Origin of the sequence: Methyloglobulus sp. (genome assembly GCF_046714055.1) — a bacterium.
GTDB lineage: Bacteria > Pseudomonadota > Gammaproteobacteria > Methylococcales > Methylomonadaceae > Methyloglobulus.
The window spans coordinates 1-22,148 of record NZ_JBKKBJ010000093.1 but is presented as its reverse complement, the minus strand read 5'-3'; the positions used below and the strand labels follow the sequence as shown (position 1 = coordinate 22,148).

At 47.3% G+C, this 22,148-nt stretch carries 22 protein-coding genes and 1 pseudogene; 16 read left to right on the top strand and 7 right to left on the bottom strand.

Annotated elements, in window-relative coordinates; translation table 11 throughout:
* Positions 1-58: 58 nt before the first annotated feature.
* The 9 genes from ACLQ6D_RS05820 (at position 59) to ACLQ6D_RS05780 (ending at position 10,069) form a co-directional block, all read left to right on the top strand.
* Positions 59-712 carry a TetR/AcrR family transcriptional regulator gene (locus ACLQ6D_RS05820; protein WP_411726339.1) on the top strand — a complete coding sequence of 218 codons (654 nt, stop codon included), beginning with the start codon at positions 59-61 and terminating at the stop codon, positions 710-712.
* A 133-nt stretch (positions 713-845) separates the two neighbouring features.
* On the top strand, positions 846-2,261 hold the full coding sequence (locus tag ACLQ6D_RS05815) for an acetyl-CoA carboxylase biotin carboxylase subunit (RefSeq protein ID WP_411726338.1): 1,416 nt from the start codon (positions 846-848) through the stop codon (positions 2,259-2,261).
* Between the two features lie 29 nt (positions 2,262-2,290).
* Complete coding sequence (gene oadA, locus ACLQ6D_RS05810) at positions 2,291-4,114, top strand: sodium-extruding oxaloacetate decarboxylase subunit alpha (RefSeq protein ID WP_411726337.1); 1,824 nt, start codon at positions 2,291-2,293, stop codon at positions 4,112-4,114.
* Between the two features lie 21 nt (positions 4,115-4,135).
* The gene (locus ACLQ6D_RS05805; protein ID WP_411726336.1) at positions 4,136-5,125 is read left to right on the top strand and encodes an L-threonylcarbamoyladenylate synthase; all 990 of its coding nucleotides are present in this window, start codon (positions 4,136-4,138) and stop codon (positions 5,123-5,125) included.
* Positions 5,126-5,184: 59 nt separating this feature from the next.
* Positions 5,185-6,114, top strand: coding sequence for a hydroxymethylbilane synthase (hemC, locus tag ACLQ6D_RS05800; RefSeq protein WP_411726335.1), 930 nt, complete (start codon positions 5,185-5,187; stop codon positions 6,112-6,114).
* Positions 6,107-6,934: a uroporphyrinogen-III synthase gene (locus ACLQ6D_RS05795; protein ID WP_411726334.1), complete on the top strand. Its 828-nt coding sequence runs from the start codon at positions 6,107-6,109 to the stop codon at positions 6,932-6,934. Before hemC ends, ACLQ6D_RS05795 begins: the two co-directional genes overlap by 8 nt.
* Positions 6,922-8,181: a uroporphyrinogen-III C-methyltransferase gene (locus ACLQ6D_RS05790; RefSeq protein ID WP_411726333.1), complete on the top strand. Its 1,260-nt coding sequence runs from the start codon at positions 6,922-6,924 to the stop codon at positions 8,179-8,181. The genes ACLQ6D_RS05795 and ACLQ6D_RS05790 overlap by 13 nt, the downstream gene beginning before the upstream one ends.
* Positions 8,182-8,188: 7 nt before the next feature.
* Entirely contained in the window at positions 8,189-9,427 is a 1,239-nt protein-coding gene (locus ACLQ6D_RS05785) for a heme biosynthesis HemY N-terminal domain-containing protein (protein WP_411726332.1), read from the top strand.
* A 249-nt stretch (positions 9,428-9,676) separates the two neighbouring features.
* A complete protein-coding gene (locus ACLQ6D_RS05780) occupies positions 9,677-10,069 on the top strand; it encodes a hypothetical protein (RefSeq protein WP_411726331.1) in 393 nt (130 codons plus the stop codon).
* Positions 10,070-10,256: 187 nt separating this feature from the next.
* Here the strand turns inward: ACLQ6D_RS05780 and ubiD are convergent, their stop codons facing one another.
* From ubiD to ACLQ6D_RS05765, 3 genes are all read right to left on the bottom strand, one after another.
* The gene (gene ubiD / locus ACLQ6D_RS05775; protein WP_411726330.1) at positions 10,257-11,723 is read right to left on the bottom strand and encodes a 4-hydroxy-3-polyprenylbenzoate decarboxylase; all 1,467 of its coding nucleotides are present in this window, start codon (positions 11,721-11,723) and stop codon (positions 10,257-10,259) included.
* Entirely contained in the window at positions 11,720-13,867 is a 2,148-nt protein-coding gene (locus ACLQ6D_RS05770; protein ID WP_411726348.1) for a M3 family metallopeptidase, read from the bottom strand. The genes ubiD and ACLQ6D_RS05770 overlap by 4 nt, the downstream gene beginning before the upstream one ends.
* A 182-nt stretch (positions 13,868-14,049) precedes the next feature.
* A complete protein-coding gene (locus tag ACLQ6D_RS05765; protein ID WP_411726329.1) occupies positions 14,050-14,466 on the bottom strand; it encodes an RDD family protein in 417 nt (138 codons plus the stop codon).
* Between the two features lie 80 nt (positions 14,467-14,546).
* Between ACLQ6D_RS05765 and ACLQ6D_RS05760 the strand changes: the two genes are divergently transcribed.
* From ACLQ6D_RS05760 to panD, 6 genes are all read left to right on the top strand, one after another.
* The gene (locus ACLQ6D_RS05760) at positions 14,547-14,840 is read left to right on the top strand and encodes a hypothetical protein (protein WP_411726328.1); all 294 of its coding nucleotides are present in this window, start codon (positions 14,547-14,549) and stop codon (positions 14,838-14,840) included.
* Between the two features lie 94 nt (positions 14,841-14,934).
* Entirely contained in the window at positions 14,935-16,284 is a 1,350-nt protein-coding gene (pcnB, locus tag ACLQ6D_RS05755) for a polynucleotide adenylyltransferase PcnB (RefSeq protein ID WP_411726347.1), read from the top strand.
* Positions 16,285-16,299: 15 nt separating this feature from the next.
* Positions 16,300-16,821: a 2-amino-4-hydroxy-6-hydroxymethyldihydropteridine diphosphokinase gene (folK, locus tag ACLQ6D_RS05750; RefSeq protein ID WP_411726327.1), complete on the top strand. Its 522-nt coding sequence runs from the start codon at positions 16,300-16,302 to the stop codon at positions 16,819-16,821.
* Positions 16,805-17,608, top strand: coding sequence for a 3-methyl-2-oxobutanoate hydroxymethyltransferase (gene panB / locus ACLQ6D_RS05745; RefSeq protein WP_411726326.1), 804 nt, complete (start codon positions 16,805-16,807; stop codon positions 17,606-17,608). The genes folK and panB overlap by 17 nt, the downstream gene beginning before the upstream one ends.
* 6 nt (positions 17,609-17,614) lie before the next feature.
* Positions 17,615-18,475 carry a pantoate--beta-alanine ligase gene (gene panC, locus ACLQ6D_RS05740; RefSeq protein WP_411726325.1) on the top strand — a complete coding sequence of 287 codons (861 nt, stop codon included), beginning with the start codon at positions 17,615-17,617 and terminating at the stop codon, positions 18,473-18,475.
* A gap of 96 nt (positions 18,476-18,571) precedes the next feature.
* The gene (panD, locus tag ACLQ6D_RS05735; RefSeq protein ID WP_411726324.1) at positions 18,572-18,952 is read left to right on the top strand and encodes an aspartate 1-decarboxylase; all 381 of its coding nucleotides are present in this window, start codon (positions 18,572-18,574) and stop codon (positions 18,950-18,952) included.
* Between the two features lie 133 nt (positions 18,953-19,085).
* On the opposite strand, the pseudogene ACLQ6D_RS05730 reads toward panD, so the two are convergent.
* A pseudogene (locus ACLQ6D_RS05730) lies at positions 19,086-19,244 on the bottom strand (IS1595 family transposase); the annotation flags it as partial.
* A gap of 80 nt (positions 19,245-19,324) precedes the next feature.
* On the bottom strand, positions 19,325-19,525 hold the full coding sequence (locus ACLQ6D_RS05725) for a hypothetical protein (RefSeq protein ID WP_411726323.1): 201 nt from the start codon (positions 19,523-19,525) through the stop codon (positions 19,325-19,327).
* 312 nt (positions 19,526-19,837) lie between these two features.
* Here ACLQ6D_RS05725 and ACLQ6D_RS05720 point away from each other — a divergent pair, with 312 nt between their 5' ends.
* Complete coding sequence (locus ACLQ6D_RS05720; RefSeq protein WP_411726322.1) at positions 19,838-20,989, top strand: M23 family metallopeptidase; 1,152 nt, start codon at positions 19,838-19,840, stop codon at positions 20,987-20,989.
* Between the two features lie 127 nt (positions 20,990-21,116).
* Here ACLQ6D_RS05720 and ACLQ6D_RS05715 read toward each other — a convergent pair whose 3' ends face one another.
* Both ACLQ6D_RS05715 and ACLQ6D_RS05710 read right to left on the bottom strand, forming a co-directional pair.
* Positions 21,117-21,437, bottom strand: a complete 321-nt coding sequence (locus ACLQ6D_RS05715) for an REP-associated tyrosine transposase (RefSeq protein WP_411726346.1) — start codon at positions 21,435-21,437, stop codon at positions 21,117-21,119.
* Between the two features lie 240 nt (positions 21,438-21,677).
* Positions 21,678-21,998, bottom strand: coding sequence for an REP-associated tyrosine transposase (locus ACLQ6D_RS05710; RefSeq protein ID WP_411726345.1), 321 nt, complete (start codon positions 21,996-21,998; stop codon positions 21,678-21,680).
* Positions 21,999-22,148: the final 150 nt, after the last annotated feature.

The window sequence follows — 22,148 nt, the reverse complement described above, 5'->3', positions numbered from 1 at the left end:
TTAAATTCAGAGAAAAACGCCAAACCAGGCCGCTATGGACATACAATTACAAATTAAAATGAATGAAAAATTATTTCTCAGGGATCCGGAGCAATCCGAACTGGGCAAAAAAATCATTCTGCACAGCACTCAGTTAATCCACAAAAACGGCTTTGAAGCCTTCACGTTTAAAAAACTGGCCGATGATATTGGGTCGACCGAGGCGGGTATTTACCGGTATTTTGAAAACAAGCACCGGTTGCTGATCTATCTTACCGCCTGGTATTGGAACTGGCTTCAATACCAGGTTAGTTTCCATACCAACAATATTAAAGACCCTGTGGTTAAGCTAAAAATGGTCATCAAGTTACTGGCAACCACGGTAGAGGACGATCTCAGCACCCGTCATGTCGATGAAAGCATCCTGCATCAAATCATTATTACCGAAGGCTCCAAAGCCTATCTGACCAAACGGGTATCCGAAGATAACAAAGACCGGCTTTTTAAGCCCTACAAAGACCTTTGCGCCGTGATCGGGAATATGATTTTGGAGTGCAGCCCCAACTACCTTTACCCGAAATCATTAGCGTCCACCATAATTGAAATGGCGCATTTCCAGAATTTTTTTATGAATAACCTGCCTTCACTGACTGACTTTGGGGAAAATAAAGATGAAGCAGAGATTGTTTTGTTTCTGGAGGATTTGGTGTTTTCCAGTATAAAAAAGGGTTAGTTGTTGGCGTGGTGGTGAGTAGTGGATATTTCCCTTGGGCTTTTATCCACTTTCCTCAACCTCAAAGGACAAGAAACAATCGTTTGCTGAAATTTTGGTAGAATACAGCCTTGGTCAATTACATAGAAGCTGAATGTTACGCAAAATTTTAATCGCTAATCGTGGTGAGATAGCCGTCCGGATTATTCGTGCGTGTGCGGAAATGGGCATACGTTCGGTGGCGATTTATTCGGAAGTGGATCGCTTTGCCCTGCACGTAAAAAAGGCGGATGAGTCGTACTGCATTGGTACCGAGCCTTTGGCGGGTTATCTCAATATCTATGCCTTGGTGGATTTGGCGGCGGCAACGGGTTGCGATGCTGTACATCCGGGCTATGGATTCCTGTCTGAAAATGCCCAATTTGCGCGGGCTTGTAAAGAGCGTGGTTTGATTTTTATCGGCCCGGAAGCGGATGTTATCCAACGTATGGGTGATAAAACCGAAGCCAGGAAAGCCATGATTAATGCGGGCATTCCGGTTACACCGGGTACGGAAAATCTTGCCAGCGTAGAAGAAGCGCTTGCCGCTGCCGATAAGATTGGTTATCCGATTATGTTGAAAGCCACAACGGGCGGCGGTGGTAGGGGTATCAGGCGGTGTGATAATGCCGATGAATTGCAGCGTAATTACGGACGGGTTATTTCTGAAGCGACTAAGGCTTTTGGTAGCGCGGATGTGTTCCTGGAAAAATGCGTCGTCAATCCCCGCCATATTGAGGTACAGGTGCTGGGGGACTATCATGGCAACACCATACACCTTTATGAACGGGATTGTTCCATCCAACGGCGTAACCAAAAACTGATCGAAATTGCACCCTCTCCACAACTGGACGAAGCGCAACGGCAATATATAGGTGGTCTGGCAGTGTTTGCTGCCAAGGCAGTCAACTACACCAATGCTGGAACGGTTGAGTTTTTGCTGGATCACAATGACCGGTTCTACTTCATGGAAATGAATACACGAGTGCAGGTTGAGCATACGATTACCGAAACCATTACCGGCGTCGATATTGTCGAGGAGCAAATTCGCGTTGCCGCAGGATTACCCTTACGTTGCACGCAGGAAGACATCAGTCGCCGCGGTTATGCCATTCAATTCCGAATTAATGCGGAAGACCCGCAAAACGGCTTTTTACCGAGTTTTGGCACTATCTCCCGCTATTATGCGCCGGGTGGTCCCGGTGTCCGCACTGATACCGCAATTTATACGGGTTACGATATTCCCCCGTATTATGATTCGATGCTGGCTAAATTGATCGTCAGCGCCATTACCTGGGAAGATACGATTAAGCGGGGTGAACGCGCCTTAAAGGATATGGGTTTGTTTGGGATCAAGACGACCATCCCTTATTATCTGGAAATACTTCGTCATCCCGAATTTCGCGCTGGCGTGTTTAATACCGGTTTTATTGAACAGCACCCAGAACTGATTAATTATTCCAATAAACCGCGCCCTGAGGTTTTAGCCAGTGTGATTGCGGCGGTAATGGCTGCCCATACGGGGCTTTGATTTGAACTCTGATTAATTAAGATATGGCAATGCAACAAGTTTTTATCACCGATGTAATTTTACGTGATGCCCACCAATCGCTGATAGCGACCCGCCTACGCACGGAAGACATGCTGCCCGGTTGTGCCATGCTCGACGACATCGGCTATTGGTCGCTGGAATGCTGGGGCGGTGCGACTTTTGATGCTTGTTTACGGTTTCTGAAAGAAGATCCCTGGGAACGCTTGAGCAAACTCAAAGCGGCATTGCCGAAGACCCGTTTACAAATGCTGGTGCGTGGACAGAACCTGCTGGGTTATCGCCATTATTCGGATGATGTGGTACGTGCTTTCATCCACAAGGCGGCAGAAAACGGCATGGATGTATTCCGAATATTCGATGCCTTGAACGATGCCCGCAATTTGCGGACGGCAATCGAAGCCACCAAAGAAAGCGGCAAACATGCACAAGGTACGATCTGCTATACCACCAGTCCCGTCCATGATGTCCGTAGCTTTGTCACCCTGGGTAAAGCATTGGCGAATCTGGGTTGCGATTCCATAGCCATCAAGGATATGGCGGGATTGCTCACGCCATACGTGACCAGTGAATTGGTCAAAGCATTAAAAGATGCCGTCGATTTGCCCCTGCACTTGCATTCCCACGCGACGTCGGGCTTAGCGGAAATGTGCCAGTTGAAAGCTATCGAAGCGGGCTGCCAACATATTGATACCGCCTTATCGTCATGGGCGGGCGGTACCAGCCATCCGCCTACGGAAAGCTTGGTCATCGCATTAAAGGGTACGGAATACGATAGCGGTTTGGATCTCGATAAACTTCAGGCAGCCAATAGCTATTTTGCTGAAGTCAGAAAAAAATACCGCCGTTTTGAAAGCGAGTTTACGGGCATTGATACGCAAGTGCATGTATTTCAGGTGCCTGGCGGCATGATTTCCAATCTGGCAAACCAGTTAAAGGAAAGGAATGCCTTGGATCGAATTGGCGAGGTTTATAAGGAAATTCCTGAAGTACGCAAGGATTTAGGCTATCCGCCCTTGGTTACGCCCACGTCACAGATTGTCGGTACGCAAGCCGTACTCAATGTGTTGACAGGTAAACGTTATGAAACCATCACCAATGAAGTGAAACGTTATCTGCAAGGAGGCTATGGCAAAGCGCCTGCCCCTGTGAGCAAAGAGCTGCAAAAAAAAGCCATAGGCGATGAAGAGGTCATTGATTGCCGACCAGCTGATTTATTGAAGCCTGAGCTTGACCGCTTGCGCCAGGAGATAGGCGAACTGGCGCAAAACGATGAGGATGTGTTGAGTTATGCGATGTTTCCTGATGTGGGTAAGCTATTCCTGGAGCAACGCTCAACTGGGAGCCTGATGCCTGAGCCGTTGGAATTTGCATCGAGGGATGATGATAGTCTAAAAAAAGCGCCCACTGAGTTTAACGTGGCGTTACATGGCGAGTCTTATCACGTCAAAGTCATCGGAGCCGGGCCCAAAAACCAGATGCTTAGGCATTTTTACTTCATGGTGGATGGTGTTCCCGAAGAAATCGTTGTCGAGACGTTGGATGAAATTGTCCTGGATGGCGGCACACAGGGAGCGGTCAAGAGCACTATCGCCAGCAAACGGCGCAAACGCGCTGCGCCGGGTGATGTTGTCGTCAGTATGCCTTGTAATGTCCTTGAAGTGCTGGTCAAGGTTGGGCAAGCGGTGGTGGCAGGGCAGGCGGTCATGGTGACCGAGGCCATGAAAATGGAAACAGAAATCACTGCGCCCATAGCCGGGGTGGTTAAGGCCGTCCACGTCGTCAAGGGTGAGCCCGCAAACCCTGATGAAGTGTTGATTGAAATAGCGAACTAGCGTAATAAGCCTGTCCATAAAATGAATCCTGTTATCGCCGATCAGTCGGCAATCCATAAAGCCGCCGATTTATTACGGCAAGGCCGTCTCGTCGCCTTCCCGACCGAAACAGTCTACGGTTTGGGGGCAGATGCCAAAAACCCAGAAGCGGTCTTACGCATTTTTGCGGCAAAAGGCCGTCCCGTCGATCACCCTTTGATTGTCCACATCGCAGATAAGACTGCGCTTGAAGATTGGGCAATTGAAACCCCTGCTTTTGCTTGGAAACTGGCGGAACATTTCTGGCCTGGGCCTTTGACAATCGTGCTAAAAAAACACCCTGATGCGCCGATGGAAGTCACTGGCGGACAAAACACGGTTGCCTTGCGCGTTCCCAACCATCTCGTTGCGCTAGAATTACTCAAGGCATTCGGCGGCGGCATTGCCGCGCCATCAGCAAACCGCTTTTGCCGGATTAGCCCTACCCAAGCCAGCCATGTTGAAGAAGAATTGGGTGATGCCGTTGATTTAATTCTCGATGGCGGCTCTTGCCAGGTGGGTTTGGAATCGACGATTGTCGATTTGAGTGAAGTGCAACCTAAATTGCTACGCCCCGGTCAAATCAACCGCTTAGAAATTGAAGAAGTGTTGCAAACGCAACTGGTGATGCCCAAAAATCCCACGATTCGCGCACCAGGGATGATGGAGGTGCATTATTCGCCAGTTACAAGCACGATGTTTTGTTCCGCCCAGCAGTTACAGGGAGTTTTTCAAAACCAGGCATTACTAAACAGAAAAATTGGCATTGTGGCTTATACGCTGGAAATAGGCGCAAGTTCTCAGATTCATGTTATTACTATGCCAAAACAGGTTGATGATTATGCACATACTTTGTATAACGCTTTGCGTGAACTGGATCGCCTGAGTCTTGATATAATCTTGGTCGAACAACCGCCCCAAACGGAAGAATGGCGAGCTATCAATGACCGGTTAGGGAAAGCATCAAAATTCTTATCAGAGGTTATGGGATAAAGATTTACCAGCGGACTTATCGTTAACAATTATAATCAGCAATAACCGAAGGTTCCCTTTTGACTGAAAAAATTATCCGTATCGCTACGCGCAAGAGTCCATTGGCGTTGTGGCAAGCCGATCGCGTAGCGCACTTGTTGGAACAGGCCTTCCCTGGCGTGCGGACTGAGCTGATAAAAATGATGACTCAAGGCGATAAAATCCTTGATGCGCCGCTTGCAAAAATCGGCGGCAAAGGTTTGTTTATCAAAGAACTTGAGGTGGGAATGTTGGAAGATACTGCTGATATTGCCGTGCATTCCATGAAGGATGTGCCCGTCGAATTCCCGCAAGGCTTGCATTTGGCGGCGATTTTAAGCAGGGAGGATCCAACGGATGCGTTTGTTTCTAATCACTATTCTTCATTAAGTGAGTTACCACCAAATGCCAGGATTGGCACGTCCAGTTTGCGTAGGCAGTGCCAAATCAAGGAGTTATATCCCAATGCGGAAATTTTGACCCTGAGGGGAAACGTCAATACACGATTAGCCAAATTGGATGCAGGGGATTACGATGCCATTATTTTGGCTTCTGCTGGCTTGAAACGGCTGGGTTTGGCCGAACGCATTACCCAGCGCCTTGATACCCAGATAAGTTTACCCGCCATAGGCCAAGGCGCTATAGGCATAGAATGCCGGGCTGATGACAAGGAACTGAATGCCATGTTGGGCAAGCTGCACGACAGGGAAACTGGCTTATGTGTTGCTGCAGAAAGGGCATTGAATGCACGGTTGAGCGGGGGTTGCCAAGTTCCCATCGCTGGCTTTGCCGAAATAGTTGATGGCCAATTATTCATGCGCGGCCTGGTCGGAAGTCCTGATGGTAGCCTGATTTATCGAAGTGAATCTTTTGGCAAACCGGAGCAAGCAGAAATAATCGGCCAAAAAATTGCCGAAGATCTTTTGGCGCAGGGTGCGGATAAGGTCTTGCAGGCTCTTACAAGTGAATAATGCCTTAAACGGGGCGCATGTTTTAGTCACCCGCCCAGTGCATCAGGCAGAAAATTTATGCCGCATCATCGAGCAACAGGGCGGGATAGCCGTCCGTTTTCCTACGTTACAAATCGTGGGTCTTGATAACATTTCAGATAGCCAGTCAGATAATTTGTCAGCGGCAACCAATCCCTTAATCCAGTTGTCAAAGTACCGATGGCTTATTTTTACCAGTGCTAATGCAGTAAATTTTGCGCTTAAAGCGAATGGTGGCAAAATAGCGCGATTTCAGGTAACGCAAATAGCGGCAATAGGGCAAGCGACAGCCAAGGAATTGGAATTAGCCGGTTTACAGGCCACAATAATTCCAGAACAGGGTTATGACAGCGAGTCTTTGCTTGCCATGCCGCAACTGCAGCACGTTAATGGTCAGGGCATATTGATTGTTCGAGGCCAAGGCGGACGTGAGGAGCTGGCGAATGTCCTTCGTAGCAGAGGTGCAAATGTCGAGTATTGGGAAGTCTACAAGCGGGTCATTCCCGATTATGACAGTTTTCAGGTGATTAGCTTGCTCGGGCAGGATAAGCTGGATGTGGTTATTATCACCAGCTGTGAGGCATTGCAGAATTTGCTTGCCATGCTAGGTACAAATTATAAAAAACGTCTGGCTATGGTTCCGCTAGTGGTCATTAGCGAGAGGATAAGGCAGTTAGCTGGCGATATGGGATTTATGCGAATAGCTGTGACTGAATGCCCTTCAGACCTGGCAATTCTTGACGCGGCAATTGCTGTAATAATCGAGCGTGGTAATAAACGGGGAATAGAGTGGCTGAATTGAGCGAACAACCAGAACAAGAGGCCGTCATTAGTCCAATTGATGGTAGACCGAGACCGGTTCCCCGGTCAAGTAGTGGGCTTTTGTTTGCCACCATCATTTTATTCCTTATTTTGGGATTGGCGGGCGCTGGGTTTTACCTGTTTACGCAACTGCGTGACAAACAAGAGGGTTTGGGTGGGGAAGTCAAAAACGAATTGACCCGGCAAATCAACGATTATCAAGCCCAGCTGACGGCCATACAAGCCCAATTGGCTGCCCTTCAATCCGAAATTGCCAGTAAAGAGGATCACTTTAGCAAGACGCTTGCCAGTTTTTCCGATCTGCAAGGCCAAAAAATGGAAGCCACACGGAAGGAATTAAGTGACAAAGTCCTCCAGGTGCAACGACAACTTGGCAAAACCAGGGGTGACTGGTTAATTGCGGATGCTGAGTATCTGCTTAGTGTCGCCAATGAAAGACTGCATTTGGTGGGCGACATCAATAGCACCCGAGTAGCCCTCGAGGCGGCTGACCAGAGGTTGCGGGAAAGCGGCGATACCGGCACGATCACAATACGCGAACAGATCGCTAAGGAAATCTCCCAGATTCAGGGTATCAAACTACCCGATGTGGTGGGGCTATACTCTTCGATACAGACTTTGGGAAGCGATGTAGCCAAATTAACTTTAGTGCTGCCTTATTCCGGTAAACCGTTGACCCCACCCGGGGACGTGACCGATACCGGTGCAGTCAGCGAGGATTCCAATGACTTGCTCGATACGGCCATTCAGGAGTTGGAAGGGATAGTCACCATCAAGCGCTCAGACAAGCCTGTCAAGGAAATACTCACCCAGGAACAGGCCGAATTTATCCGCGAACAACTTAAGGTCAAGTTGGAAATGGTGAAAATGGCTTTAGTCCAGCAAAATGACGCTTTATATCAAGCAGCTTTGGCAGACATAAAAACCTGGATTAACCAACATTTCACCAATAACGATAATGCCAAAGGGTTTATCAGTAAGTTGTTGCGCTTACAGGGCATCAAGCTCCGCAGCCAGTTGCCTGACATCAGCCTGTCGTTAAAGATGCTCCGCGATGTGACTAAGCTAAGGATCGAAACAGATAAGGCGTTGTCAACAGAAGAAGAAAAGCAGGGTCAAGAAGAAAATTCGAGAGCGCCATCCGGTTCTGCTGAGCCGGTAGAATCAATAGACCCTGTCGATTCAGGCCAACCATCCCAAACCGCACCCCCAAAGCAGCCACAGTGAGCGCATAATGAAAAGCGGGATTTTTTTCTTTAGTTCACTGTTTATTACCTTAGTCACGGTATTTTTTGTCCATCGATGGTTGGGGACGTTTGAGAATCCCGGTTATGTCTTAATCGGAATTGGCAGTTGGTCGATGGAAACATCGCTTATCGTTTTTCTGGTAAGCCTGATTGTCGGATTTTATGTGTTTTATTTGTTTTTCAGGTGGTTAGGCTGGTTGCTTAGATTGCCGTGGCAGGTAAAAAACCGGAGCCGGAACATTAAATTTAACCGTTCTCAAGAAGCCTTAATTGCCGGCTTGGTAGGATCGGCAGAAGGCAATTGGGAGCAGGCCGAAAAAGTCCTGATTAAACACGCATCGCATAGTGGCGCACCTTTGATCCATTATTTGACTGCCGCCAAGGCTGCACAATCCCGAGGCGCTTACGACAAAAGGGATGAATACCTAAAGAAAGCGGCATCCCATGCGCCGGGTTCTGATGTGGCAATCGGTTTGACCCAAGCAGAACTGCATTTTTCGGCAAATCAGTTCGAACAAGCCTTAGAAACTCTGACAAAACTGCATTCGATCGATTCGACACATGCTAGCGTACTCAAGCTCTTGCACCAAACCTACCAGCATTTAGGCGACTGGCAAGGCTTGCGTAAATTGCTGCCTTCCTTAAACAAAAATAAGATTTTGATGGAAACGGATATAAAAAAGCTTGAAATTGAAGCTTTTGGCGGCTTGTTGAAGCAGGCCATTAAACAAGGCAGCACCGATGAAATGAGGTTGTTGTGGACTGAAATCCCTAACCATATAAAAAAGAACCCTGATGTTGCGGCGGTTTATTTCGCCGCCATGATTAACGCAGGTTTGGGTACGGAAATCGAAAACGAATTGGTCGAAACATTGACCATTAACTGGGATGAAACGCTGTTGCTGTTATTCGGTAGCTTACAATCGAATGATGTTTTCAAACAACTAGAGGTTGCCGAATCTTTGCTGCCACACCATAAGGAAGATGGGGTATTGCTGACCATCCTGGGTAAGTTGAGCTATAAATGCCAGGATTACGCAAAAGCTGAAGATTACTTATCGAAAAGTATCGCTATTGACCCAAATGTGCAAGCGTATCGTTTGTTGGGCGACTTATACGCTGTCCAAGGCGAGGAATATAAGGCTAACAGGTCTTATAAGCAAGGTTTGGAGCTTGCGTCCAGCGGTGTTGTCAGTCAAGTTGATGCAGCGGTTTTGGGTTCTTGATTTTTTGTGTAGTTTTTGATTGATTTAAATCAAATAGCCTTCCTTTATTTTGTGATGCCGCTATATATTGGACTATTGGTTAAAAAAAGGTTATCCTAAACGTACCTGAGTGAGTGGGTTGGCTCTGGGAACACAAAGCTTTTTTGGTTTTGGTGACTATATATGGCGGAAATGTTTTTGATTAAGCTGGAACATTCAGCCGCTTTTTTTGTGTTTGCCGCATGGCAAATAGGTATTTGAGGAAAATTAATGAATTTTAGATACATATTAGCGGCTTTGATGCTGTCTTTGTTTTCACTGGGTGTTGTTAACGCTGCTGGTCAGCCAATCAATGAAGACTTCACAGCACTCATAGCGCTTGCCGAAAAGATGATAGCAGCGGGTAAAGCATCTGACACATCCGGTTTTGTGGATGCCGCATCTGAAGCTTCTGCTGTTGCAAAAGATCAAGGAATGAAGGGAAATTCGATAACTGTACAAAGAGTCAGCACTAAATTCAAGGTAGCTAAAAAAGCTGTAAAGTCTGGGGACTTTGCGAAAGGCATTAAGGAAGCTGAAGAAGCAATCGTAGAAATGAAAAAAGAAAAACCAGCATTGAATTTTGGCGGTGGTAGCGAGAAGCGGCCTAACTCCTTGTACTAACTGGCATGGTGTACACCATGATAGTTATAACTATTGAAAAATAGGGGTTCTGCGGCTAGGGTTGCTTATTGGATAAGCGCCCCTCATAGATTGTTACCTTATTGCCCGAAGTAAAAAACCCAGCCTAAGTGTTGGGTTTTTTGTTTTCTAGAGTTTGTGAATAGTTAAATTGTCGTTGTGTACTATTTCAAGTTTGAAATAAAGAATCCCACATTTTATCGATTTTTTGGGTGACTTCTTTAGACATTACAATGGGTGTCCCCCATTCCCTGTTGGTTTCCCCAGGCCATTTATTGGTCGCATCGAATCCTACTTTAGAGCCTAATCCAGACACGGGTGAGGCGAAATCGAGATAATCAATAGGTGTGTTTTCCAATATTGTCAAATCCCTGGCTGGATCCATGCGTGTCGTGATTGCCCAAATGACATCTTCCCATTTACGGACGTTGATATCCTCATCGACCACGACGACAAATTTGGTGTACATGAATTGGCGCAGGTAAGACCAAGTGCCCAGCATGACCCGCTTGGCATGGCCTGCATATTGTTTTTTCATGCTGATGATCGCCATACGATAGGAGCAACCTTCGGGAGGAAGATAAAAATCGACTATTTCCGGAAATTGCTTTTGCAAAATAGGGACGAAGACCTCGTTCAAGGCAACGCCCAAAATAGCGGGTTCGTCTGGTGGCCTGCCAGTATAAGTGCTGTGATAGATCGGATTATGCCGTTGGGTGATCCTTTCTATGGTAAATACTGGAAACTCATCGACCTCGTTGTAATACCCGGTGTGGTCTCCAAAAGGGCCTTCCTTCGCTGTTTCATTGGGATATATGAAGCCTTCCAACACAATTTCCGCGCTGGCTGGCACTTGTAGGTCGATGGTCAGGCATTGGGCCACTTTTGTTTTGCTGCCGCGCAATAAACCCGCAAAGGCATATTCTGATAAGGTGTCAGGGACGGGCGTAACCGCAGCGAGTATGGTAGCAGGGTCAGCGCCCAGCGCGACGGCGATGGGAAAGGGTTTGTCCGGGTGGGCTTGTTGCCACTCCCTGAAATCCAGCGCACCGCCCCGGTGAGCCAACCAACGCATTATCACCTTATTTTTTGCGATCACTTGCTGGCGGTAGATGCCCAGATTTTGGCGGGTTTTATTAGGCCCCTTGGTAATCACCAGCGGCCAGGTGATTAATGGTGCGGCATCTCCAGGCCAGCAGGTTTGTATCGGGTAACTATTTAGGTCAATCTTGTCGCCTTTGAGTATGGTTTCCTGGCAGGTAGGGGAAGTCACTAACTTAGGTGTCATGTTGAGGACTTGCTTGAACACCGGGATTTTCTCAAAAGCATCTTTCATGCCCTTGGGCGGTTCCGGCTCTTTTAGATAGGCAAGCAGTTCTCCGATACCCCGCAACTCATTGACAGAACTTGCCCCCATGCCCATAGCCACGCGTTTGGGTGTGCCAAACAGGTTGCAAAGCACAGGAATTTTAGAGTTTTTGGGGTTTTCAAATAGCAAGGCCGGGCCGCCCTGTTTAAGCACCCGGTCACAGATTTCAGTCATTTCCAGGTAAGGATCAACTTCAACAGTAATTCGCTTGAGTTCCTCTTGCTTTTCAAGCTGTGTGATAAAATCCCGCAGATCCTTGTATTTCACGCTGGAACACCTATGCCGTTGTGCCTGAGCAGCGCGTCAATTGTGGGTTTTCGGCCTCGAAATTTGACGTACAATTCCATCGCATCTTGGCTGCCGCCGCGCTCCAGGATGTTAGACAAGAAGGCATTACCTGCTTCTTGATTAAAAATACCTTTTTCTTCAAACAAGGAAAAAGCATCGCTGGACAGGACTTCGGCCCATTTATAGCTGTAGTACCCGGCGCCATAACCACCGGCAAAAATGTGCGAAAAGCCGTGGGCAAAGCGGTTGGACTTGGGCGGATGGATGACTGCTACTTGGGCCCGAACTTTTTCTAATATTTCATAGATTTGACCACCACGGGCAGGATCGTAACCTTGATGAATCCTGAAATCGAACAGGCTGAATTCAAGTTGCCTGACCATCACCATACCGGCCTGGAAATTTTTTGCGGCCAGCATTTTGTCGAATAAGCTGTCAGGCAATGGTCCACCCGTTTGATAATGGCCGGAAACCAGTTGCAGCGATTCCTTTTCCCAACACCAGTTTTCCATGAATTGGCTAGGCAGTTCAACTGCATCCCACTCTACGCCATTGATACCGGAAACGCCCAGATAGTCGATTTTGGTCAGCATGTGCTGTAGGCCATGACCAAATTCATGAAATAAGGTGGTGACTTCATCGTGCGTCAGGAGTGCAGGATCATTCTCTGTGGGCGGCGCAGGTTCCAGACCTGCTGCCGCACTCACGCCATCCCTGGCGATCGGCGGCAAAGGCTCCTGATTTGTTGCTGCATTCGCGCCATCCTTGGCGATCGGTGGCGTAAAATTACAGGTTAAATACGCGACTGGAGTTTGTATTGAGCTATTCGATTTCTTGCGACCCACGCAATCATCCATCCACGCGCCACCGCGTTTTTTGGGCCGGGCATAAAGGTCAAGGTAAAATTGCCCCCGTAGTTGATTGTCTCGGTCATGGATTTGGAAAAAACGCACATCGGGATGCCAACTGTCGAATGAGTCAATTTTCGAGATGTTCAAGCCATACAGCTTTTCAACGACGGCAAACAGGCCCGGCAAAACGCGGGTAACAGGGAAATAAGCCTTAACTTCCTCTTGCGACAACTGGTAATAATGCTGGCGCATTTTCTCGGAATAATAGTCCAGATCCCAGGATTGCAAGTCCTTGACACCATAATGTCCGTCGGCAAAGGCACGTAGCTCGTCCAAATCTTTGTGTGCTTGGGGCAGGGATTTTGTAGCCAGATCCTCCAGAAAACGGACTACATCATCGGTTTTTTCCGCCATTTTTGTCGCTAAGGAAAGTTCAGCGTAATTGTTATATCCCAATAACTTTGCTTTTTCATGGCGTAGCGCCAGGATTTTCTCCATGATTTCGGTATTGTCCCATTGCCCGGCGTGAGGCCCTAGCTCGGATGCCCGTGTTGAATAGGCTTCGTAGTGTTCGCGCCGCAGATCCCGGTTATCGGCATAAGTCATAACGGCATGGTAAGAAGGAAATTGCAAGGTAATCATCCAGCCCGTTTGTCCGGCGTTTTCCGCCGTTTGCTTCGCCTGGGCAAGCGCAGAAGGCGGAAGGCCTGCCAATTCTTCTTCGTTTTTTAGCAATTTACTCCAGGCATTGGTCGCATCGAGGAGGTTTTCCTCGTAATTGCTGGCAAGTTTTGAAAGTTCCTGGCTGATTTCCTTGTAACGCTGTTTCTTTTCATTGTCAAGGTCAATGCCGGACAGCTTGAAATCCCGTAACGCATTGTTGATGATTTTCTGCTGGGCAATCGTCAGGGATGGATATTCAGGGCTTTCAGCAATAAAGCGGTACGCATTGAATAAGGCTTCATTTTGTCCCATTTCAGTCGAATAGGCACTCAGTTTGGGCAGACAGGCATTGTAGGCATCCCGAAGTGCATCGCTGTTGATGACCGAATTCATGTGGCTAACTGGCGACCAAGCTTTGTTCAGCTTATCATCCGCGTTTTCCAGCGGTTCGATGAAGTTCTCCCATGTGTAGTTTTTAGTGGCCTGTAGATGATTTTCCACTGTTGCACGGGCTTCGGCCAATAGTTGATCGATGGCAGGTTCAATGTGTTCGGCTTTTATTTGCGAAAATAAGGGCAGGACAGAATTAGCTAACAAGGGATTGTTCATCATAAAAGCCAAATAATAAGGTGGAATAAGGTCTGGGACTGTGAACGGACTTGTGGCTTAGCATTTTATAAACCACGAAGAACACGAAGTATTCTGGAATTAATTGGACAATTTTATTCGTATACTTCGTGTTCTCTGTGGTAAATGATGTTTTCACAGTCGTCTAGGTCGCAACGGGGTCATTATTTACCCGCTTGTTCCAGAAAAAGCCCGGTTTTGGAAACAATATCGTGCCAGCTACGTTGGTTTTTATCAACCAGAACCCACAGAAAACCTAAACCCAAAATGCCCCAGGAGAATAGGGAAACGATGAACCGGATAAAAGCCTGCCGCCAGTTTATCAATTCATGATTGTTGGTTAAAACCTTTATTTTCCAAGCCCTTAATCCCAGTGTTTGGCCTCCGTGCGTCCAAAACCAGCCATAAAAGAAAAAGCTGACTGCCAATAGGTAGAGGGGATAAAAGACTTGCTGGTGGCTAAATGCCTCGCCGCCATTAAAAGGGAGTAGAATCGCGGTTGCAAAAAATAATAATGCGGCTAAGAGCAAGAAATCGTAAATAACGGCTGCCAAATGGCATAAAAGCCCAGGTTTAGTCATCTGTCAAATGGGTACTGCGCCTATTAGCTTTTCCCTTTCAGGATTACAATTTAAACAATGCCAGTTTTTGACCGAAATACATGCACATTGCCATCAATCCGACCAACATTATCAGGGAAAAAAAGAACGGTGGCCTATGCAGCAGCAGAATAGAAAAATCAGTTACAAACAAGCTTGTTAAGAAGGGTTGGTCAAGCAAAGCGGTGAGAATCTTTTTGAAGATAGCAATCCAGTCGGTCATGTCGGCATTGGGTTCGATGTGGAGAAAAGGCTGTTCCGAATTTATGTCAAATAAACACGCAGCCAAAGGTTTATTAAAAGCTACGTGGCGATTTTACTATATTAAAAAGATTTATGTAAAAGAAAACCCGTGAGCGGATTGGGTCTTAATCCGTCAGATGATATGATTATCGAGAATAAAAATAACGACACCAGGGACAAAAGGTCATTCTAAACTTTTTTAAAAAAATTATTGGCTCCACTGAAACTAAAGGTGAGCCGCCATTAGCGAAAGTCAGGTTGTATGAACGATCTGAACATAGTATTTCGCGTACCCAAATTAGCGACAACGCTTTGAAGGTCTTGTACCGCCTGAAAAATGAAGGTTTTGATGCCTACCTGGTTGGCGGGTGTGTACGCGATCTATTGCTCGGGCGTGAGCCGAAAGATTTTGATGTGGTGACTGATGCCGATCCCGAGCAGATAAGAAAAATCTTCCGAAATTGCCGTTTAATAGGCCGTAGATTTCGCCTCGCCCATGTGCATTTTGGTAAAGAAGTCATAGAGGTCGCCACTTTTCGCGGCAATGGCGAAGAGCAGGACGAGAAACAAATGCTCAATAAGGAAGGACGGTTGCTTAGGGATAATGTGTATGGAACGATCGAAGAGGACGTTTGGCGTAGGGATTTTACCGTCAACGCACTCTATTACAACATCAAGGATTATTCCGTCGTCGATTATGTAGGAGGGATGGAGGACCACAAGGCAGGAACATTAAAGCTTATTGGCGACCCTGAAACTCGGTTCAGGGAAGATCCCGTGCGAATGCTGAGAGCCGTGCGTTTTGCCGTCAAGCTGGGCTTCAATCTTGACCCCGACTGCCAACAAGCCATTCATACGACATCTACGTTACTGGACAGCATTCCTCCAGCGCGTCTGTATGATGAGGTTTTAAAGCTATTTTTGTCCGGTTATGCCCTGCAAACATTTGAAATGCTTAGGTATTATGGATTGTTTCAGGTGTTGTTCCCGGCCACGGAAAAAAGTCTGGCGGTTGAGCAGGACGGATTCCCAAAACTTTTTTTAATCAGGGCGTTGCAAAATTCGGACAATAGGATTGCCGAAGGAAAGACCGTGACGGCTTATTTTTTATTGGCGGCCTTTTTGTGGGAGCCGGTACAGACGATTGCCAAGGACATGCTGGATCAGGATGTGGCTGAAAACATGGCTTATCAGGATGCCGCCAATGAAGCGGTTTCCAGGCAGATAAAGCTAACGGCGATGCCAAGGTATATAACTACCGCAATGTGGGAAGTCTGGAGTTTACAACCCAAGTTTAATGCCCGTGTCGGATCAAAACCGGGACGGTTGTTGGCTCATCCACGTTTTAGGGCGGCTTATGATTTCTTGTTGTTGCGTTCTGAAACGGGCGGTGTTGATCCTGAACTGGCAGAATGGTGGACGCGCTATCAAAACGCCAATGAAAACGAACAAAGAAAAATGACCCAGCCAGGGCGAAATAACCAAAATAGAAAATCAGGGCTTAAGAGGAATTACCGTAGATCGAGCCAAAACAAGCCAAGAGAAACAGGGTTATAGCGTCCTGAAGCTAATATGAACAACCTGTCCGCTCATACGCTTACCGCTTATATAGGCCTGGGTAGCAACCTTGAATCGCCCGTAGATCAAATCAAATCGGCGCATTTAGCGATAATAGCATTAGACGGTGTGAAAGATCTGGCCTTTTCAAGCCTCTATGCGAGTACGCCCATGGGGCCGCAAGATCAGCCAGATTATGTGAATGCCGTCATGGCAGTGACAACAAGTTTATCCCCTTTGGATTTATTGCAAGCCCTTCAAGGTATTGAACTGGGACATGGACGGGTGCGCGGTGTCCAACGTTGGGGCGCGAGGACATTGGATCTGGACTTGTTACTTTATGGCGACCAGCAAATTGATTTGCCCGAATTGACCGTGCCGCATAAGGGTATTGCAGATCGGGCTTTTGTTTTGTACCCCTTGCATGAGTGTGCGCCGGATTTGATTGTTCCGGGTAAAGGCAAACTTTCCGACTTGCTCGCCCAACGCCCGCTTGCAGGTTTACGGCAATTAAACGAATATGAATCAGGTAGTTGACAAACCCTTGTCGATCAATGACATCTCGGCGATGAAGCGCAGGGGTGAAAAAATCACCTGTCTAACGGCCTACGATGCCAGTTTTGCTGCGGTCATTGATAAGGCCGGCATCGACATTCTCCTGGTTGGCGATTCCCTGGGTATGGTAGTCCAAGGCCATAGCACGACTTTACCGGTTACGATTGAGGACATGGTTTATCATACCCGCTGTGTCAGCAGGGTGCGGAAACGGGCTTATATCATTGCCGATATGCCGTTTATGACCTATAGTGCCCCCGATCTTGCCGCAAAAAGTGCTGCCCAATTACTTCAAGCGGGTGGCGCACATATGGTAAAACTGGAGGGGGCCAAGATAGATTGTGTCCGTTTTCTTGTCGATCAAGGGATTCCCGTCTGTGGGCATTTAGGGTTGTTGCCGCAATCCATTCATCAATTCGGCGCGTACAGTGTCCAAGGAAAAGAGCCCCAAGATGCCCAAAAAATTCGTGAGGATGCCCAGCAATTGCAGCAAGCCGGTGCGAGTATGCTGATTCTGGAGTGTGTACCGGCTACGCTTGCCAAAGAAATCAGTCTTGAGTCAAGCATCCCCGTGATTGGAATTGGCGCGGGTGTTGGCTGTGACGGGCAGGTGCTGGTCTTGTATGATTTGCTCAATATAGGTGTAGGCAAGCGGCCAAGATTTTCCAAAAACTTCATGACGGGAAACAACGGTGTCGAAGAAGCGATCAAAGCGTATCACCAAGCGGTCAAGAACGTCGAATTTCCAGGTTCCGAGCATAGTTTTTAATAAGCAATGCAGGTAATCAATACGATTGTTGATTTGCGAAAAGCGATCAATATCTGGCGGTCGGCTGGCGAACGTATCGCTTTCGTTCCCACCATGGGTAATTTACATGCCGGACATCTAAAATTGGTTGAAGAGGCTAAACTGTCTGCGGATCGAGTCGTCGTCAGTATTTTTGTCAACCCGACTCAATTCGGTGTGGGGGAGGATTTTGAGGCTTACCCGCGTACTGAAGAAGATGACCGCCAAAAACTGGATGCAGCCGAGATAGATTTGCTGTTTTTACCCAGTGTTTCCGAGATGTATGGGGATGGGGCTGGTGATGGAGTTAAAACTGTTGTCAGTGTGAAAAACCTTTCTACACTGCACTGCGGAGTGTCGAGACCGGGACATTTTGATGGGGTTGCAACAGCCGTTTGTAAATTATTTAATATGGTGCAACCAGATGTGGTTTTTTTTGGTCAAAAGGATTTTCAGCAGTTGGCAATTATCCGTACAATGGTTCGAGATTTGAACATTCCCATTGAAATAAGGCCTGTAGAAACTGTCAGGGAAAGCAGCGGACTCGCCATGAGTTCGAGAAACGCTTATCTAAATCCCAGAGAATTGCAGGTTGCACCCAAGCTTTATCAAGTCTTGTGTACTGCCTGTGATGAGATTATATCGGGTAAAAAATCCTACGAGGCGATAGAAAATGAAGCCTTGGCTTATTTGCAGGCCGCAGGTTTTCACCCCGATTACTTTAGTGTGTGTCGGGCAGACGACTTGCAAAAAGCTGATAAGCAAGATACTGATTTGGTATTGCTGGCGGCGGCGAAGCTGGGCCGGACAAGGTTGATCGATAATATTTGTTTTTCCCTTGCAAGTTGAGGCAGTATTGTAATAATTTGGAATGTATAATATTGATGCAGACCTAAAATTAAGGGATAATTTTGCGGTTCCCATAAAGGTTTATATCGTTTTAATATGCAAACAACCATGCTTAAAGCGAAGTTACACAGAGTCACGGTAACCCGTTCAGAACTGGGTTATGAAGGCTCGTGCGCGATTGACGGCAATTTTCTTGATCTATCAGGCATCAGGGAATACGAACAAATCCAGATCTACAATATCAATAATGGCGAGCGGTTTACCACCTATGCCATCCGCGCTGATAACGGCTCTGGGACTATTTCTGTCAATGGCGCTGCCGCGCGTTTGGCCTGTCCTGGCGATTTGGTCATTATTTGCTCCTACGTCATCCTGGATCAAAAAGAGCTGGTAACTTATAAGCCAGTCCTGATTTACTTCAATGAAAAGAACGAGATCATCCGTTCAGCGTCTTCTATTCCGGTTCAAGCAGCCTGAGAATTAATCCGCCGCCACTTTATCTTTAGTTGCCCAATTCGATTGAAAAGTCGTAGGGTGCGGCTATTGCCTTATTTGACCCATGTGAATTCCTTTACCAATCCGGATTATAAGGAGGCTATGTCACCGTTAACTATTGAAAATTCCCCATAGCGGCACAGGGCAGCGTTTCCGGCTCGAGTTGGTGGTGCTGTTCAAACGCCCGTCGCCAGCCCAGGTAGTTTGGCAAGTTGCTGGTTGCCACGCCATGGAAGCGTGCCAACCACTGCTAAAACCGACCGTGATAGAAGCGGCTGTTCGGGATGGCCAGGGCGCGTTGTTTGGGTGTCTGCAAAGCCAACGCCTCATATTTGCAGGGAAAACCCGATGCAGTTAGCTACAACACTTTATTAACACGTAGCCTGGATGAAACGCAGTGTAATCCGGGATAATCGAAGCCACACTACCCCGTATTCCGCATAGCTCCATCCGGGTTACGTGCTTGTGATAAGAAGAACGCTGATTGACTGGAATATCCTGTTTTGCTAACAGCGCTACCAATAATCGGGGCAAATCGGGTGAAATCGCCAGCATGTCAGGATCTCCAGAACCGTATATCGAACTATATCTAGGATGATACACAGTTAGAAAATAGGCTATAGATCACACAATGTTGTCATGAGGCTTAATTTATGGTAAATGTGCGGAAACTTTATAATCATTTGTTAGGCAGTCTTGGTGTGTATAACTGATTTGCATACAGAGGTTGCTAACAAAAAAATTCTGGAGTATATTCCAGAAAAATCGGTGTTTGTTCAAATATTATGCACATATTCCGGTGTATTTCACGACACCTGAAAAGGTGTCTACTTTACGTTAGGCTAAGAAACGAGAGAGGAGCACACGATGAAACGGCTGAAAATCTTAATTTTGTTCGCATCAAGCGTATTCTGCGTTACAGCAGTACACGCTGTACCCACAGCGGGCCAGTTTCTAGACCCGTTCAATCCGGGTGATGCGTGGACCGCGTGTTCCCTGATTGGGTACAAGAGGGACCAGTACCACATGCAGTGGAATGACGACTTCGATAAATACCATAATGGAGAGGATTGGAATGGGAAATGTGGGAGTTCTTCTGACAAAGGCGCGCGCCTCGATGCGATGGCGGACGGACAAGTAACCTTTGTCGATAACGCTACCGCACGAAACAATTGGGGGAAACGTATCGTTGTAAGGTATACATTGCCCGATAATACCCAGGTGGACGCAATGTACGCCCATGTGGACAGTGTCCTTGTAAGCCCCGGAAGCAGTGTCGGAAAGGGGCAGAAAATCGCCACCGTTGGCGACGCTAACGGATATTATGATAATGCCGCGCATCTCCACTGGGAAATGCGTCGTGACCTCACATTATCTCCAGGGGAAAACCCATATCATAATCCGCTTTCTGTTAATCACGCTCTGAAGTATTTAAGCCCCGCGCTATTCGTTGACGATAGGAGAAGTGCGCGCACAACAGTACTTTCTTCAGGAAAATGGACATATATAACACCAAATTACAATGCTCCCTCTTCCACAGCGTTTATAGAGCGTTATGGGATTCGATATTCGCTTACGAAAGCGGCTAACGTCGGATGGATATACGGGAGGGTCTACCAGTATGTAAATAATACGTGGCAGTACTATCCAGACCTTTCTAAGGTATTTTTCGACAAAGGCATTCAATACGCTATTTACACTTACACCGACGCCGCAACATTGTATATTTTTGCCCCAGGGGATAATTATCGTGCCGATAGAGCGCGTTCAGATATGTTGCAAGCAGCTCGTCAGGACAGCAGATTCCTATCGATAATGACCGAAAATTATTCTGAGGACATAAATTGGTCTGCCGCCTATGAGCTGCGCATGGTAAGTTTTAATACCACCAGTGGTATTACATCTGTTGCCCATGCGACATATAAATCGAATCCTTTGGTCCGGCATACCACAATATTTGACCCTGATACCCTAGAGTGGCGAAACTGGGTTCAGGTGGATTGGAACAAGTTGCAATAACAGAGTCTTCTGCTCTGACAAAGGTCAGCTACCAGATTAAGCCGCGTAGGTTGGGTTGCATGCTTTTCGCAACCCAACATTTTTGGGCTTCGATGTGTTGGGTTAACGATAAAGCTGTTAACCCAACCTACTCGTATCCGGTGGCATCCGGAATATCAACAACGCAACCCACGCCCCAATCGGGCGTCAATATGCCTTGTTGAATATACCGATGAACGCTGCTGAATTGCCAATCAACAGGACGCATGACCAACCCATGTTTGACGGGGTTGTAATGGATGTAATCTACGTGATGGTTAAAATCGCGTTCGCTACGAATACGATGTTCCCAAAATCGGCGTTGCCATATCGCTTGTTCGCCTTTACGTTGACGACTGCCCAATACGGTGGGACGATTTACGGGTTCTATTTGCTGGGTGAATGAACGCTTGATGTTTCGCCATCGGATGGAAGGCCGTAAGACGGATTAAATGTAACGCGGTAAGGCGTAATCTGTACGGTGCAATAGGCGTTAGCCGTATTGCACCGTATGTTTCGCCCCATACGAGCTAATCGGTCATTTTCTTAAGGCCGTAAGACGGATTAAATGTAGGGCGGATTAGCCGCGTAGGTTGGGTTGCATGCTTTTCGCAACCCAACATTTTTGGGCTTCGATGTGTTGGGTTAACGATAAAGCTGTTAACCCAACCTACTCGTATCCGGCGGCATCCGGAATATCAACGACGCACCCAACACCCCAATCGGGCGCTAATATGCCTTGTTGAATATAACGATGAACGCTGCTGGATTGCCAATCAACGGGGCGCGTGGCCAACCCATGTTTGACGGGGTTGTAATGGATGTAATCTACGTGATGGTTAAAATCGCGTTCGCTACGAATACGATGTTCCCAAAATCGGCGTTGCCATATCGCTTGTTCGCCTTTACGTTGACGGCTGCCCAACACGGTGGGACGATTTACGGGTTCTATTTGCCGGGTGAATGGACGCTTGATGTTTCGCCATCGGATGGAAGGCCGTAAGACGGATTAAATGTAGGGCGGATTAGCCGCGCAACATACGCGATCTATCCGTTTTGTTTGTCCTTTGGGCGCGGCGTAATCCGCCAACTGCGGTGTTCATTCGCCCTCCAGGGATGGAGGAAGTGCGGCAAATGGTCT

Coding starts and splice junctions, on each gene's coding strand:
- ACLQ6D_RS05820 (WP_411726339.1), top strand. CDS start 59: ATGAATGAAAAATTATTTCTCAGGGATCCGGAGCAATCCGAACTGGGC.
- ACLQ6D_RS05815 (WP_411726338.1), top strand. CDS start 846: ATGTTACGCAAAATTTTAATCGCTAATCGTGGTGAGATAGCCGTCCGG.
- oadA (WP_411726337.1), top strand. CDS start 2,291: ATGCAACAAGTTTTTATCACCGATGTAATTTTACGTGATGCCCACCAA.
- ACLQ6D_RS05805 (WP_411726336.1), top strand. CDS start 4,136: ATGAATCCTGTTATCGCCGATCAGTCGGCAATCCATAAAGCCGCCGAT.
- ACLQ6D_RS05785 (WP_411726332.1), top strand. CDS start 8,189: ATGAAAAGCGGGATTTTTTTCTTTAGTTCACTGTTTATTACCTTAGTC.
- ACLQ6D_RS05780 (WP_411726331.1), top strand. CDS start 9,677: ATGAATTTTAGATACATATTAGCGGCTTTGATGCTGTCTTTGTTTTCA.
- ACLQ6D_RS05770 (WP_411726348.1), bottom strand. CDS start 13,867: ATGAACAATCCCTTGTTAGCTAATTCTGTCCTGCCCTTATTTTCGCAA.
- ACLQ6D_RS05765 (WP_411726329.1), bottom strand. CDS start 14,466: ATGACTAAACCTGGGCTTTTATGCCATTTGGCAGCCGTTATTTACGAT.
- ACLQ6D_RS05760 (WP_411726328.1), top strand. CDS start 14,547: ATGCACATTGCCATCAATCCGACCAACATTATCAGGGAAAAAAAGAAC.
- folK (WP_411726327.1), top strand. CDS start 16,300: ATGAACAACCTGTCCGCTCATACGCTTACCGCTTATATAGGCCTGGGT.
- panB (WP_411726326.1), top strand. CDS start 16,805: ATGAATCAGGTAGTTGACAAACCCTTGTCGATCAATGACATCTCGGCG.
- panC (WP_411726325.1), top strand. CDS start 17,615: ATGCAGGTAATCAATACGATTGTTGATTTGCGAAAAGCGATCAATATC.
- panD (WP_411726324.1), top strand. CDS start 18,572: ATGCAAACAACCATGCTTAAAGCGAAGTTACACAGAGTCACGGTAACC.
- ACLQ6D_RS05725 (WP_411726323.1), bottom strand. CDS start 19,525: ATGCTGGCGATTTCACCCGATTTGCCCCGATTATTGGTAGCGCTGTTA.
- ACLQ6D_RS05720 (WP_411726322.1), top strand. CDS start 19,838: ATGAAACGGCTGAAAATCTTAATTTTGTTCGCATCAAGCGTATTCTGC.